Below are 14,195 nucleotides of genomic sequence, written 5' to 3' on the forward strand. Positions count from 1 at the left end.
TTATGGATTTCGTCGTGCCGCATGACCATCCCTGCCTGCCCGGGCACTTCCCGGGTCGCCCCGTGGTGCCCGGCGTGGTCGTGCTCGACCATGTGCTGCAAGCCGTGGAAGCGCTGCACGGCCCGCGTGCGGCGGCACGCCTGCCGCAGGTGAAGTTCGCGCAGCCGCTGCTGCCGGGCCAGACCGCGTCGGTCACGCTGGAAGGCGATGGCCCGCGCTGGCGCTTTCGCGTGCAGCGCGCCGACCAGCTGCTGGTCAGCGGCGAACTGGTGGCCGAGGCAATGGCATGAGCAATCACTGGAAACAGCGCCCCGAAGGCGGCGGACGCTTTGCCCTATGGCTGATCCGCGGCATCGCCCGCCACGCCGGGCGCGCGGTGGGGCGGGCGATGCTCTACCCGATCACGCTGTACTTCCTGCTGGTGCGTGCGCCCGAACGCGCCGCCTCGCGTGCCTACCTGGCGCGGGTGCTGGGCCGTGAGGCAACGCTGCGCGAGGTGGCCCGGCATATCCACACCTTCGCCTCCACCATCCTGGATCGGGTGTACATGCTGTGTGGGCAGATGCAGCGCTTCCGCGTGGACATCACCGGCCTGGACCAGCTGCACACGCAGATGGATCGCGGCTGCGGCGTGCTGATCTTCGGTTCGCACCTGGGCAGTTTCGACGCGCTGCGCGTGCTGGCCACCGAGCGCCCGGACGTGCAGGTCAAGGTGGTGCTGGACAAGGCGCACAATCGTGCCCTGACCGACCTGCTGGGCGCGCTCAATCCGCAGCTGGCCGCCAACATCATCGATGCCGGGATGGACGCCACCTCGATCGTCATGGCGATCAAGGAAGCCACCGACGCCGGTGCGCTGGTGGCGCTGCTGATCGACCGCCCGCGCGAGGGCGACCCGGCGCTGCCGGCGATGTTCCTGGGCCGCAATGCGATGTTCCCGACCTCGCCTTGGCTGATCGCCGCCGCGCTCAAGGTGCCGGTGGTGCTGGCGTTCGGCCTGTATCGCGGTGGCAACCATTACGAGCTGGCCTTCGAGACCTTCAGCGAAGGCCTGGACCTGCCGCGTCGCCAGCGCGCCCCGGCGCTGGCGGTACTCATGCGCGATTACGCTGCCAGGCTGGAACATTACACCCGCTACGCGCCATACAACTGGTTCAACTTCTACGATTTCTGGAACACCCACCATGCCGATGCGCCGCACCCTGCCGTGGATGCTGATACTGCTGTCCAGCGCCGCACCGCTATGCGCCGCACCGCCTGAGACCCTGGATGTGGGCCAGGTGCTGCAGCGCCTGGCGCGCCCGGCCCCGGTCAGTACCGAGTTCGTCGAACTGCGTGGCTCGGCGCTGCTGAAGACGCCGCTGCGCGTGCAGGGCCACTACCGCCGCCCGGATGCGCAGACGCTGGTGCGCGAGGTAAGCGCGCCGTACCACGAAACCACCACCTTGACCGGCGACGAAGGCGTGCTGGAACGCGACGGCAAGCCGCCGCGTCGCTTCTCGTTGCGCCGCGTGCCCGAGCTGGCCGGGCTGAAATCCGGCTTCGGCGCGCTGCTGGCCGGCGACCGCGCGCTGCTGGAACAGCAGTACCGCCTCAGTGGGCAGGGCCAGCCGCAGGCCTGGCAGCTGACGCTGCAGCCCAAGGACGCCGCCGTGGCCAGGCAGGTGCGCGAATTGCGCCTGTACGGCCGCAATGACGAGCTGCGTTGCATCGAGAGCGTGCCGGTCAAGGGCGAGCTGCAGCGCACGCTGCTGGCCGGCGCTGCGCGCGAGGCGGCCAGTGTCACCGACGCGGCGGCACTGACCACGCTCTGCCACGGTTCGGGCGCGTGACCGCGCGCGGAACGGCTGCACCGGTCGTCTCCAGAAAAATCACACCATTGGCAGCAACAAATCGTGTGCTGCCGATGACGTTGCATGCCGCGCGCGCGGCCGGTAAGCGGTCGGCCGCTGCAGCAGGACATCCACACCATGGCGTTTGAATTGAACGCAAACCGCCGCATCGGCCTGGCGCTGTTGTGGCTGGCATTGCTGGCAGTGGCCGGGCTCTGGTTGAGCGAAACGCTCAAGGTCACTGGGGATTTGCGCAAATTCATGCCCGCTCCGCGCACGCCGGCGCAAAAACTGCTGATTGAAGAACTCGGCGAAGGCCCTGGTTCGCGGCTGCTGCTGATGGCGCTGTCCAACAGCGATCCGGTCGTGCTTGCCGAACAATCGCAGCAACTACAACAAGCGTTGTCCGCGCAGCCGGATCTGTTCGAACTGGTCGGCAACGGCGGCAACGCAGGGCTGCAGGCGATTCCGGGGCGCTTGCTGCCGTACCGCTACCTGCTCAGCGACAGCTTCGACACGACCCCGCTGGATGCACCAACGCTGGAAGCAGCGTTGCAGGCGCGCGTGCAGGACCTGGGCTCGCCGGCAGCGGCCATGGTCGAGCCGTTGCTGCCACGTGATCCCACACTGGAAATCCTGCATCTGGCCGAGACCCTGCAGCCAGCGGCCGCACCACAGACACGCAATGACGTGTGGTTCGACCGTGCCGGCACATCGGCGCTGTTGATCGTGCAGACGCGCGCAGCCGGGTTCGACCCCACCGGACAGCAGCAGGCTTACGATGCCGTGCAAGCGGCCTTCGCGAAGGTGGGCAAGGGCACCTCCACGCAGCTGACGCTGACCGGGCCGGGCGCATTCGCGGTGGAAATCACCGCACGCACCCAGGGCGAGGCGCAGTGGATCGGGACCCTGGATACGGTGGGCCTGGTGCTGTTGCTGCTGGTCGCTTATCGCAGCTGGAAGATCCCGGTGCTTGGCGTGCTGCCGCTGGCGAGCGCCGGCCTGGCCGGCCTGGGCGCGGTGGCGCTGCTGTTCGATGGCGTGCACGGGATCACCGTAGCCTTCGGCTTTACCTTGATCGGCGTGGTGCAGGATTACCCGATCCACCTGTTCAGCCATCAGCGCCCCGGTCTGGACCCGCGCGCCAACGCACGGCACCTGTGGCCGACGCTGGCCACGGGCGTGGTGTCCACCTGCATCGCGTACGTGACCTTCCTGTTCTCCGGGGTGGACGGCCTGCGCCAGCTGGCGGTGTTCACCATTGCCGGGCTGGCGGCGGCGGCCATCACCACGCGCTGGCTGTTGCCGTGGCTGATCGACCCGGCACCGCGCGACTACGCCGATTCGCGCCTGCTGGCCACGCTGTGGCGCGGCATCGCGCGGCTGCCGCGGCCACGCATCAGTTTGGCGGTGGTGGCGGTGGTCGGCATCGCGGTGATCGCGTTGGCGCCCGGCCAGTTCTGGCAGAACGATCTGTCCAAGCTCACGCCGGTGCCGCCGAAGGCACTGGCCCAGGACACCCACCTGCGCCAGGAACTGGGTGCGCCGGATGTGCGCTACGTGCTTGCCGTGCCTGCCGCCAGCGATGAAGCCGCGCTGCAGGCCAGCGAGCAGTTGCGCCCGCGCCTGGACGCACTGGTGCGCGATGGCGCGCTGACCGGCTACGACATGGCCGCGCGTTACCTGCCCAGTGCGCGGACCCAGCAGGCACGTCAGGCAGCGTTGCCAAGTGCCGCGCAGGCGCGCGCGATGACCGAGCAGGCGGTGGCGACCACACCATTGCGCAGCGACGCGTTTGCGCCCTTCCTGCAGGATCTGGACACGGCCAAGCATGCCGCGCCGCTGCTCCCCAGGGATCTGGCCGGCTCGCCGCTGGCCAGCTCGGTCGGTGGGCTCCTGCTGGGCCGCGGCGACCGCAGCACCGCGCTGGTGTCGTTGACCGGCCTGCGCGACCCAGCGGTGCTGGCAGCGGCAGTGCAGGGCAGTGGTGCCCACTTGCTGGACCTGAAGGACGCTTCCGAATCGCTGGTGGCCGCCTACCGCGGACGCGTGCTGGGCGCGCTGGTGCTGGCCGCGGTGTTGCTGGCGGTGACGGTGGCAATCGCGCTGCGCAGCCCGCGCCGCATCGCGCGCGTGCTGCTGCCGATGGCGCTGACCACGGTGCTGATCCTGGCCATCCTGCGCGGCACCGGCGTGGAGCTGAATCTGTTCCACCTGATCGCGCTGATCCTGGCGGCCGGGCTTGGTCTGGATTACGCCTTGTTCTTCGACCATGCCGGCGACGACCATGCCGATCAGCTGCGTACGCTGCATGCGCTGATCGTGTGCAGCCTGATGACGCTGCTGGTGTTCGCCTTGCTGGCCGCCTCCAGCATTCCGGTATTGCGCGCCATCGGCAGCACGGTGGCGCTGGGGGTGTTGTTCAATTTCATTCTGGCCTTGCTGGTGTCGCGCGAACCGGCGCTGGAACGCGTGGCCAACGGAGACCCGCATGCAGGGACGTGACGCGATTGCCGCCTTGATTCCGCACCAGGGCGCGATGTGCCTGTGGGAAGACGTGGTGGAATGGGATGCGCAGCGCATCGTGCTGCGCAGCCACGCGCACCGTGATGAGACACATCCCTTGCGCGCCGCCGGGCGCCTGCGCGCCCTGCATCTGTGCGAATACGGGGCGCAGGCGATGGCCGTGCATGGCGGCTTGCTGGGCCGTGCCTCGGGCACGCCGGTGCGCCCGGGCATGCTGGTGGCCTTGCGTGGGGTGGAGCTGCATGTGACCCACCTTGAACAGCTACCCGACGCGATCGTGTGCCAGGCGCAGGTGTTGCTGCAGGGCGAGGACAGCCAGCAATACAGTTTTCGATTGACCCACGGCGAACAGCTGCTGGCCGAAGGCCGCGCCACGGTGATGCTGGGCGCCGCGCAGGCCACGGAAGGGCTGTAGGAGCGTGCCTGCGCGCGATGGGGTTTTGCTGGGAAGGCCTCATCGCGCGCCAGCGTGCCTCTACGCAATGTGGGCAATCAACAGGCTGGCGATCTATTCCTGCGCTTGCGCCAGTGGTTAGGATGACGCTCTTTCCGCCGTCGCTGCTGCGGCTTCCATCGAGGATTCCATGAGCATCTCCGTTCCTCAGCGCCGCGCCCTGGTCACCGGTGGCAGCGGCGATCTTGGCGGCGCCATCTGCCGACAGCTGGCGGCGCAGGGGCGGCATGTGATCGTGCACGCCAACCGCAACCTGGCACGTGCCGAAGACGTGGTGGCTGCAATCGTCGCCGACGGTGGCAGCGCAGAAGCGGTGGCCTTCGACGTGGCCGATGCGCACGCCGCGACGGCCGCGCTGGAGGCCCTGCTGGACAGCGGCCCGATCCAGATCGTGGTCAACAACGCCGGCATCCACGACGACGCGCCCATGGCGGGCATGCAGGCCGCGCAGTGGCATCGGGTCATCGATGTGTCGCTGCATGGGTTCTTCAACGTCACCCAGCCCTTGTTGCTGCCGATGGCGCGTACGCGCTGGGGCCGTATCGTCAGCGTGTCGTCGGTGGCGGCGGTGCTGGGCAATCGCGGGCAGACCAACTACGCCGCGGCCAAGGCGGCGCTGCACGGCGCCAGCAAGTCGCTGTCGCGCGAGATGGCCAGCCGCGGTATCGCAGTCAACGTGGTGGCGCCGGGGGTGATCGAAAGCGAGATGGTCGGCGAGAGCTTCGCCCCGGACATCATCAAGCAACTGGTGCCGGCCGGACGCGTGGGCAAACCCGAGGAAGTCGCTGCGCTGGTGGCGTTTCTGTGTTCGGAGTCCGCCGGTTACATCAACGGCCAGGTCATCGGCATCAATGGTGGGATGGGCTGAGAGCGGATGGTCTGCGTCTTTGTTGCAGGGCCCTTGCCCGCCCACCATCGCAGGACACGCTGCAAGTACGTCCTTGTAAGCTCCTTGGCGGCATCCATGCCGCCAAGGGTCCCGCGACGGTGGGCGGGCAAGGACCAGTCGAGAGGGTCGGTGCGCAGGGCTTTCAATAAAGCAGCCGACTAACCGTCCGGTGAGACATCGCGCACTGGATGCCAGTGCGCTCACGTGCTGCACGTACTGGTCGAAAAAGCGCGTCGCACGCCAGAACTCGCCGCGCATCGGCGCGCTCGCTCAAACTCACGCCGCGTCGGCGTACCACGTGGCGGTCAGGATCGCCTCGCCGCTGGCATCGGCCGTCAATGCGTCCAGGCCGTGGTCGGGCAGCGCCGGATGGCGCTGGCGTGCCTGCTGCAGGATCTCGCGGGCCAGTACCGCCATCTGTGCCACGTTGCGGTGGATGCGTGCGGCGAAGGCGTCATCGTCGAGGGTGTCGTTCAAGGCGCCATTGAGTTCGTTGAACCAGCCGATCAGGTACTGGTCCAGCAGGCGGCCTTCGCCGCCGGTGATGCCTTGTTCGGTATTGCGCACGCCCCAGTCGTGCAACACGCGTTGCATGGACAGGTTCATGTCGCGGGCGTGGAAGAAATCCGCTTTCATGCGCGACAACAAGCTCAGGTCGGCGATGCGCCCCGAGCAGAACAGCGGCGCCAGCAGCGACCAGTAATAGGTGTAGTCCCAGATCACCTTGACCGGCATGACCTGCTCGTCGCCGAACAAGGCGTATTGATCCTGGTACAGGGTCAGGGTGTTTTCGTAGAACGAGAAATACAGTTGTTGGTACAGCTCCGCATACGGGCTCAGCGATTTGCCGGCACGGTCGCGGCCGATCAGTTCGCAGATATAGGTGTTGGAGATGGCGATGAAGTCGCTGCCGGGCGAATAGAACGGGTCCAGGAACAGGCCGGCCTCGCCGGTGAGCGCCCAGCGCTGCGCAGAGAATACCTGCTTGCAGCTGTAGGAAAACTTGCGCAGGAACAGGAAGTCCTGCAGCCGGTAGTGCGCGCTGTCGAGCGTGGCAGCCACCTGCGGTTGATGCAGGCGCAGCCAGTCCATGGCTTTTTCGTGGGTGTTCATGGTGTCCAGCGGATGCATCGCGGCATCGCAGACGATGCCCAGCGAGTGCGCGCCCGACGACAGCGGGATCAGCCAGAACCAGTAGCCCGGCCCGCACATGTGGTTGGTCGAGCGCCAGCGGTCCGGCGGGGTGCAACGTTGCAGCCAGCTGCTGTCCTGCGACCAGCCATTGGGGTCGATCAAGCCTTCCACGCGCCACCACACTGCGTTGGCATCGTGCGCGTTGTCCTGCGCCAGGCCGAGCTTGCGCTTGAGCAGGCCGGCGCGGCCGCTGGCGTCCACCACCCAGCGCGCCTGCAGCACGCCCGCAGTGCCGGCGCACTCGTAACGCACCGCATGGTCGGCGTCGTCCTCGGCCAGGTCCACGCCCTTGACGCTGCAGCCATCGATAAAAGTGATGCCCTGCGCGCGGGCGCGTTCGCCCAGGAAGTTCTCGAAGCGGCCGCGGTCGATCTGCCACGACGGCGTCGGCAGGATCTGGCTGACGCCCAGTTCCGTGCAACGGTCGATGTCGGTGCGCTTGTCGGAGAAGAAGAAACGGAAACCGAACTTGCGAATCTGTTCGGTCTCCAGATGCTCGCGCAGTCCCAGTACGTCGGCGAAATACTGCGCGCCGATTTCCACCGTGGATTCGCCCACCTTGAATGCCGCCTCGCGCACCGGGTGCGCACGGCGCTCCAGCACGGTGATCGCAAGCTCCGGATCGCGTTGCTTCAATTGCAAGGCCAGGCTCAGTCCGGCCAGACCGCCACCGGTAATGACGACATCGCTACGCTGTGCATTCATGAGGATGGGTTGCTCTTGGTGGCCGCGGGCACAGTAGCAAATTCGCCATCGGCATCGTCAACGATCACCGGGTTGGCGCGCACGCGGCGATATTCGCGCCAGACGTGGCCGTAGGCCCAGACCTGTTTGACCACGTGGGAGGTGATGTTCCATAGATCGTGCACCAGCCGGAAATGGCTCTTGCGAAAAGTGCCTGGCGCGCTGCCGGCGTAGCGGGTTTCGATCGGCACCGCGACCACGCGCGCACCGGCCTGGCGCGCGGCGGAAATCAGCAGCTGCGCTTCGAACACGAAGCCTTCGCCGTGCACATTGGGCAGGGTGAACACCGAGGCCGGATACAGCCGTTGGCCACTCTGGCTATCCACCAGTTGGAAACCGCAGCCCCAGGCGATGCCCCAGTCGCCGAAATCGTTGCCGATGCGGCGGATGGTGGGCTGGGTGGCGCGCTTACGCAGGCGTGCGCCGATCACCACGCTGCCGGGGTGGCGGTTGGCTGCGGCCAGCAGGCGCGGAAAGTCGGCGGCCTTGTGCTGGCCGTCGCCGTCCATGGTCATCACCGCGCGCATGCCCAACTGCCGCGCCTTGGCAAAGCCGCTGCGCAGGGCAGCGCCCTTGCCCATGCGCTGCGGGTGGCGGATCACCGTCACCGGCAGGTCGGCGATGCAGTCGGCGGTGCCATCGTCGGAGCCGTCGTCGACCACGATCACCTGCGTGCAGTACTGCAGTGCCTCGCCGACCACTTCGCGGATGCGTAGCGATTCGTTCAGTGCCGGCACCAGGATCGCAGTGTCCTGGGGCGTCAGCGGCACGCGGCTCACGGCTGGATCCCCACGCGCAGGACGCGGCCAGGGCCGGCATGCAAGGCCACGCCATCGCCGCGGCCGGCCAGCAGTTCGAACAACGGCAGCATCGGTGCCATTGCATTGCCGGCGACCTGCCGTGCCAACGGGCCATCGCCCGGCGACGGGGCGCCATCGTCCAGCCGCGCGTACAACTGCGGCTTGCCCGCCTGGCCGGCGTTGCCAAGCACCAGCGCGCCGCCCAGCAGGCCGCAGCTGGGCGAAATCCGGCCCAGCGGCCCCACCGAGCGCGCGTCGTAGCCGGCCAGCAGTACCGCCTCCACGCCGTCGCCGAGTTGCACCAAGGCTTCCAGCAGCCCTTGCGCGAAGCTGGCATCGGACGCGCTGATGGCCGTAGCCGGCGTCAACGCACCGGCACCGATGGTCCAGTAGCCGGCCGCCGCGTTATGTACCGAGTTGTGGAACTTGGTTGGCGAGATCGCCAGCGGGTCGCTGGCCAGGGTGGTGCACATGTAATCGGTGATGGCCAGGTCGCCATGGGTGGAGGTGAACACCGATGGCAGGCTGGCCGGGTCGCGGCCGGCGGCGGTGCAGGCGGCCAGTGCCGCTTCCAGTGACACCGCCACCGTATCCGGTGCGCGGCGGCGCTCGTTGGCGGCCAGCAGCTGCGGTGCCGGACGCGCCGGTGTGTCCTGCAGCGCGGCACCGTGCACGAAGGCGCGCACGGCCTCCCAGTTGGGCAGGCCCTGGGTCCAGAAGCCGATTCCTTCAATGCTGGCAGCGAGCATCAGCGTGCCCGCCCGAACAGCAGCGAGCAGTTGTTGCCGCCGAAACCGAAAGAATTGTTCATGGCGTAGTCGATCCGGGTCTGCGCGTTGTCGAAGCGGATCTGCGGGCCGCAGGCGGGGTCGGGCACGTCGCTGTTGAGCGTGCCCGGCAGCAGGCCGTCGCGCAGTGCCAGCAGCGCGATCACCGATTCCACGATGCCGGCCGCACCCAGGGTGTGGCCGGTCCAGGCCTTGGTCGAGCTGGCGTGCAAGGTGTCGGGGAAGATCGCCGCCACTGCGGCCGCTTCCACGCTGTCGTTGGCCGGGGTGGCGGTGCCGTGCAGGTTCAGATAGCCCACCGCAGCCGGCGCCAGGCCGGCGCGTTGCAGCGCGCCGCGCATCGCCAGCTGCGCGCCCAGGCCCTGCGGGTGCGGGGCGGACATATGGTGCGCGTCGCTGGATTCGCCGTAGCCATACAGCCACACCGCCGCGTCCGGCGCGGCGGCGGTGCGTTCCACCAGCGCAAAGCCGCCGGCCTCGCCCAGGCTCAGGCCCACGCGGCGCGCATCGAACGGCTGGCACGGTTCCGGCGCCACCACCTGCAGCGCGTTGAAGCCGAACAGCACGCTGCCGCACAAGGTGTCCACGCCGCCGACCAGGGCCGCATCGACCACCCCGGCGTCGATCAGCCGCGCCGCCTGCGCAAACACCTTGGCGCTGGACGAACAGGCGGTGGCCACGGTCACGCTGGGGCCGCGCAGGCCGGTGGCGTGCTGCACGAAGTCGCCCAGCGAATGCGGGGTGTGCACGATCGGGCGTTCCAGATCGGGCGGGAAGCGCGCGCCGTCGGCGTCTTCCACCAGCCGCGTATAGGCCTCTTCGCTGGCGCCGATGCTGGAGGTGGAGGTGCCGATGATGACCGCCACGCGCTCGGCGCCGTAGCGCTGCGCGGCGGCCTGCGCCGCTTCCAGCAGGCCGTCCTGTTGCAGCGCCAGCCAGGCCAGGCGGTTGTTGCGGCAGTCCCAGCGGTGCAGCGCATCGGGCAGGACGACGTCTTCCACGCCGTCGACGCGGCCGATCCAGCACGGCAGCGGTTGCGGCCCGAAATCGTTGCGACGCAGGCCGCTGCGGCGCGCCTGCAAGGCGGCGGCCTGGGCGGCGAGCCCGGCGCCCAGCGCGGTGGTGGAGGTGTAGGCGGTGACGGCGACCGGGGCCATCTGGGACGGATGCTGCGCTTGGCTCACGGTGGTCTGGCTGGCGAAGTAATGCTGGCAGTATATCGGTGGCGTGCGCCTGTCCCATCGATGGCGCAACTGAACGTGCTGGTCATGTCGCTGACGCGGCTGGGATTTTTCGCGACCGTCGCGCTTCCGCCATGGCCGCAATTGGGACACAATCGACGCGACCCATTGCTCTTCGAGCGCGATCACGCGCGCATGCACGCCTACGTCTATAAAAGCCAACGCAAGCAGGACACCTTCGTCTATCTCGCCACGCGCGACGACTTCGCCGGTCTTCCTGCTGCCGTGCACGCGCAGTTGGCGCCGTTCGCGTTCGTGCTGGAGGCGGAATTGACGCCGCAGCGCCGGCTGGCGCAGGCCGACGCGGCCACGGTGCGCGAGGCGCTGGGCAAGCATGGCTTCTACCTGCAACTGCCCAAGACCGTGGTGCTGGCCGGCGAGTGCGACCATGACTGATCCGCAGCGTGCCGCGCGTCTGCGCGCCGCAGCGCTGGCGGGCGCGGCCGGTGTGGTGTTGTCCCTGCTGGGTGGGCTGGGTGGCGGCATTGCCGCGCTGAGCCTGTGGCTGGCCCAGCCTGCCTTTGCGCTGGCGGTGTCGTGGGCGCGTGGGACGCGCGCACTGCCGGCGCAGCCGCGCGCCATTGCGCAGGCGCTGCCGCCGTTGCTGGCGATCTGGGGCGTGGGCCTGCTGGCGCTGGCCGCACTCGTCAGCTGGCCGCTGACCGCCCTGCGCGACAGCGGTAGCCTGGCCGCCGCGCTGGCGTTGAGCGTGGCGGTCAGCGCCGCCTTGCTCGGGCTCTGGCGGACCTGGCCATTGTGGGGCGAGGTGGAACGCGATGGCGGTGCACTGGTGCCACGCTGGCACGCGCTGGCCACGCAGGAACTGCAGGCCTGGCGCGGGTTGCTGGTGGCCGTGCTGGTGCTGGCGATGTGCACGTGGTGCGTGACCCTGGCCTGGCCGGGCGGGGTGTCTGGCGCGCTGCGCTGGGGCCTGGCGGCCGCGGCCTGTGCGGCGTTGCCGGTTGCCCACCTGCTGTTGCAGCGCACCGCTGCGCCGTCGCGCAGCGCGGTACCTCTGGTCCCGCAGGCGGCCGATTTCTTCAACGAAGCGGCCGCCGCACCACGTCCGCTGGAGCCGGTGGCGCAACATCAGCTGGTGCCCGAACTGTTCGAAGCGGCACGCAGCGGCCGGGTGGACCGCGCGCTGCAATTGCTCGATGCCGGCGCCGACCCGCAGGCGCTGCCGCTATCGGAATGGCGCGACCAGCGCAGCCTGCCGGCGCTGGCAGCGGTGCTGCCGGACCTGCGCCTGCTGCGCGAACTCATCGTGCGGCGCGTGGACGTCAACCAGCCGCATCGCGGCATGACCCCGTTGCTGGCCGCCACCCGCGACAGCTGGCATGGCCGCCCGGACGCGGTAATGACCCTGCTGGCCAACGGCGCCGACCCGCGCGCCTGCGACAACGACGGCAACACCCCGTTGCACCACGCCGTGCGCAGCTCCGACCCCGGCGTGGCTGCGCTGCTGCGCGATGCCGCCGCCGAACTCGATGCGCTCAACAACGACGGCCACTCGCCGCTGGCGATGGCCTGCCAGGTCGGCAACTGGCGGTTGGCGAAGTTCCTGCTGGAGCGCGGTGCGCAGTCCGAACCGGAAGGCGGCGCCCCGGTCTTGCTGGCCGCCGCCGGTACCGAAGAAGACGACCCCGCCGGCGTGCAGCTGCTGCTCAAGCACAAGGCACGCGTGGATGCGCGCGACCGCCAGCGCCGCAGCGCCCTGCACGAAGCCGCCCTGGCCGGTCATGGCGATATCGCCGAAGCGTTGTTGTCGGCCGGCGCCAATCTGGAGGCGCGCGACCTGCTCGGCCGCACCCCGTGGCTGGATGCGGCCCGCCAGGCGCGCAGCGCGGTGCTCGAACGCCTGATCGCACGCAAGGCCGACGTGCTGGCCATCGACGGCGAAGGCCGCAATGCGGTGATGCTGGCCTGCGCCGCCGACAGCGTCTCGCCGGCACTGATCCGCCGCCTGCTCGAACTGCAGGTGCCTGCCGATGCGGCCGATGCACACGGCCGCCGCGCGGTGGACGTGGCGGCCGAGGCCGGGCGGTGGGCCATCGTGCAATTACTCGATCCGGCTTACCCGCTGCCGGCCGTGGTCAGCGACGCCTCCGGCGACGGCCCCGGCGTCGCCACATTGCCCGATCGCCCGCCGCTGGTGCTGCTGCGCGAGGGCCTGCAACTCGGCCAGCGCGACGGCCTGGTCGCCCTGGCCCGGCTGTGCGGGCCGGAAGAACTCGGCGGCCTGCTGCACGATGCGCATGTGGCCTTGAAGGCCGAGGCGGTGGACTGGCTGCTGCGCCATGGCGCCGATGCCGAGGTGCGGGACGCCTGCGGCGACGTGCCGATGTTCGCGTTGCTGTCGCGTGGGATGGAGGCGGTGCCGGCGCTGCAGGTGCTGTTGCGGCATGGGGTCTCGCCGGCCGGTGCCGGTGGCCTGACCCGGCTGCTCAGCGCCTGCGTGCAGCACGATGCCGCCTCGCGCGGGCTGGAACAGTTCGCGCTGGAGTTGCTGGAACGCGGCGCCGATCCGTTTGCGCCCTCGGCCGCCGGCGACCCGCCGTTGTCGCTGGCGGTGCGGCTGGGCTGGTTGCGCCTGCAGCAATGGTTGCTGGAACACGGCGTGGACCGCGAGGCGCGTGATAGCCACGGCATGACCGCGCTGCACCTGGCCACCGCACTGGGCCGCGAGGCCGCGCTGAAACTGCTGGTCAAACAGGGCGCCTCGCCGGACGCGCGCGCCGCCGATGGGCAGACCCCGCTGGGCGTGGCGCTGTCGATCGGGCGTCGCGATCTGGCCGACTGGCTGGACTGGCGGATCTGGCCGCTGCCGCACCGCGCGCTGCGCGAGGCGGACGTGCCGGCAGCGGCGATGACCGGCGACACCGATGCGGTGCGCCGTTTGATCGACCTCGGCTTCACCGTCGATGCGGTGGATGCGCAGGGCTGCACCGCGCTGCTGCGTGCGGCGGGCGGCGGCCATCTCGGCGTGGTGACCTATCTGCTCGGCCGCGGCGCCGATCCGCAACACGCCGCCAATAGCGGCGCAACGCCGCTGTCGGCAGCGGTGAGCATGCGTCAGACCGAGATCGTCGCGGCCTTGCTGCAGGCCGGCGCGCAGATCGAGCACCGCCTGCCGGCCGGTGTCACCGTGCTGATGCTGGCCTGCGCGCTGGGCCTGGCCGATATCGTGGCGCGCCTGCTCACCGCCGCGGCCGACGTGCACGCCACCGACAACCAGGGCCTGGCGGCGCTGCATTGCGCCGCGTTGTACGGCTTTACCGCACGCGACAGCACCCGCCTGCTGGCCCTGCTGGATACGCTGCTGCTGGCCGGCGCCGATCCCGAGCATCTGGCCGGTGGCCGGGTCAGCCCGCTGCTGCTGTTGCTGGGCGCGCGTGCCGAACCGGGCACCGCCTGCGACGAGAAAGTGGTGCTGGCCGGAGTCGAGCGCCTGCTCGATGAAGGCGTCTCGCTGGAGGTGGCCGATCAACGCGGCTTCGGCCCGCTGCACCTGGCCGCCCTGCATGGCCTGCCGCTGCTGGTGCAGCGCCTGCTGCGTGCCGGCGCCGACGCCGATCGCCGCGACGCACTCAACCGTACCCCGCGCGAGATCGCCATCATGCGTGGCTTCATCGATGTGGCCGGCCAGTTCGAACCGGCGCTGCCGGGCGTCTCGTCGATGGCGCGCTTCCTGCGCGAGGGGCGCTGAGCCTGCGTGGCGGACAAC

At 69.5% G+C, this 14,195-nt stretch carries 12 protein-coding genes; 8 read left to right on the forward strand and 4 right to left on the reverse strand.

Annotated elements, in window-relative coordinates; all coding sequences use genetic code 11:
- Positions 1 to 2 precede the first annotated feature (2 nt).
- From ACCQ13_RS01260 to fabG, 6 genes are all read left to right on the forward strand, one after another.
- The gene (locus ACCQ13_RS01260) at positions 3 to 290 is read left to right on the forward strand and encodes an ApeI family dehydratase (RefSeq protein ID WP_104604186.1); all 288 of its coding nucleotides are present in this window, start codon (positions 3 to 5) and stop codon (positions 288 to 290) included.
- Positions 287 to 1,261 (forward strand): lysophospholipid acyltransferase family protein, encoded by a 975-nt coding sequence (locus ACCQ13_RS01265; protein ID WP_104604185.1) that lies wholly within the window; start codon positions 287 to 289, stop codon positions 1,259 to 1,261. Before ACCQ13_RS01260 ends, ACCQ13_RS01265 begins: the two co-directional genes overlap by 4 nt.
- On the forward strand, positions 1,185 to 1,832 hold the full coding sequence (locus ACCQ13_RS01270) for a LolA-related protein (RefSeq protein WP_104604184.1): 648 nt from the start codon (positions 1,185 to 1,187) through the stop codon (positions 1,830 to 1,832). Before ACCQ13_RS01265 ends, ACCQ13_RS01270 begins: the two co-directional genes overlap by 77 nt.
- A gap of 138 nt (positions 1,833 to 1,970) precedes the next feature.
- Positions 1,971 to 4,337 carry an MMPL family transporter gene (locus tag ACCQ13_RS01275; protein ID WP_159406487.1) on the forward strand — a complete coding sequence of 789 codons (2,367 nt, stop codon included), beginning with the start codon at positions 1,971 to 1,973 and terminating at the stop codon, positions 4,335 to 4,337.
- Positions 4,324 to 4,773 carry a hotdog family protein gene (locus ACCQ13_RS01280; protein ID WP_159406488.1) on the forward strand — a complete coding sequence of 150 codons (450 nt, stop codon included), beginning with the start codon at positions 4,324 to 4,326 and terminating at the stop codon, positions 4,771 to 4,773. The genes ACCQ13_RS01275 and ACCQ13_RS01280 overlap by 14 nt, the downstream gene beginning before the upstream one ends.
- 169 nt (positions 4,774 to 4,942) lie before the next feature.
- The gene (gene fabG / locus ACCQ13_RS01285) at positions 4,943 to 5,680 is read left to right on the forward strand and encodes a 3-oxoacyl-ACP reductase FabG (protein WP_159406489.1); all 738 of its coding nucleotides are present in this window, start codon (positions 4,943 to 4,945) and stop codon (positions 5,678 to 5,680) included.
- Between the two features lie 297 nt (positions 5,681 to 5,977).
- On the opposite strand, the gene ACCQ13_RS01290 is transcribed toward fabG, so the two are convergent.
- From ACCQ13_RS01290 to ACCQ13_RS01305, 4 genes are read right to left on the reverse strand one after another with little or no spacing between them, the layout of a single operon-like run.
- Positions 5,978 to 7,600 (reverse strand): NAD(P)/FAD-dependent oxidoreductase, encoded by a 1,623-nt coding sequence (locus ACCQ13_RS01290; RefSeq protein WP_159406490.1) that lies wholly within the window; start codon positions 7,598 to 7,600, stop codon positions 5,978 to 5,980.
- Positions 7,597 to 8,418 carry a glycosyltransferase family 2 protein gene (locus tag ACCQ13_RS01295; RefSeq protein ID WP_104604180.1) on the reverse strand — a complete coding sequence of 274 codons (822 nt, stop codon included), beginning with the start codon at positions 8,416 to 8,418 and terminating at the stop codon, positions 7,597 to 7,599. The genes ACCQ13_RS01290 and ACCQ13_RS01295 overlap by 4 nt, the downstream gene beginning before the upstream one ends.
- Complete coding sequence (locus ACCQ13_RS01300; protein WP_104604179.1) at positions 8,415 to 9,188, reverse strand: beta-ketoacyl synthase chain length factor; 774 nt, start codon at positions 9,186 to 9,188, stop codon at positions 8,415 to 8,417. The genes ACCQ13_RS01295 and ACCQ13_RS01300 overlap by 4 nt, the downstream gene beginning before the upstream one ends.
- On the reverse strand, positions 9,188 to 10,384 hold the full coding sequence (locus ACCQ13_RS01305; RefSeq protein ID WP_104604178.1) for a beta-ketoacyl-[acyl-carrier-protein] synthase family protein: 1,197 nt from the start codon (positions 10,382 to 10,384) through the stop codon (positions 9,188 to 9,190). The genes ACCQ13_RS01300 and ACCQ13_RS01305 overlap by 1 nt, the downstream gene beginning before the upstream one ends.
- A 219-nt stretch (positions 10,385 to 10,603) precedes the next feature.
- Between ACCQ13_RS01305 and ACCQ13_RS01310 the strand changes: the two genes are divergently transcribed.
- The gene (locus ACCQ13_RS01310) at positions 10,604 to 10,864 is read left to right on the forward strand and encodes a YcgL domain-containing protein (RefSeq protein WP_104604223.1); all 261 of its coding nucleotides are present in this window, start codon (positions 10,604 to 10,606) and stop codon (positions 10,862 to 10,864) included.
- The gene (locus tag ACCQ13_RS01315; protein WP_372372332.1) at positions 10,857 to 14,177 is read left to right on the forward strand and encodes an ankyrin repeat domain-containing protein; all 3,321 of its coding nucleotides are present in this window, start codon (positions 10,857 to 10,859) and stop codon (positions 14,175 to 14,177) included. Before ACCQ13_RS01310 ends, ACCQ13_RS01315 begins: the two co-directional genes overlap by 8 nt.
- Positions 14,178 to 14,195: the final 18 nt, after the last annotated feature.

This window comes from Xanthomonas sp. NCPPB 1638 (assembly GCF_041475635.2).
Classification (GTDB): Bacteria; Pseudomonadota; Gammaproteobacteria; order Xanthomonadales; family Xanthomonadaceae; genus Xanthomonas; species Xanthomonas cucurbitae.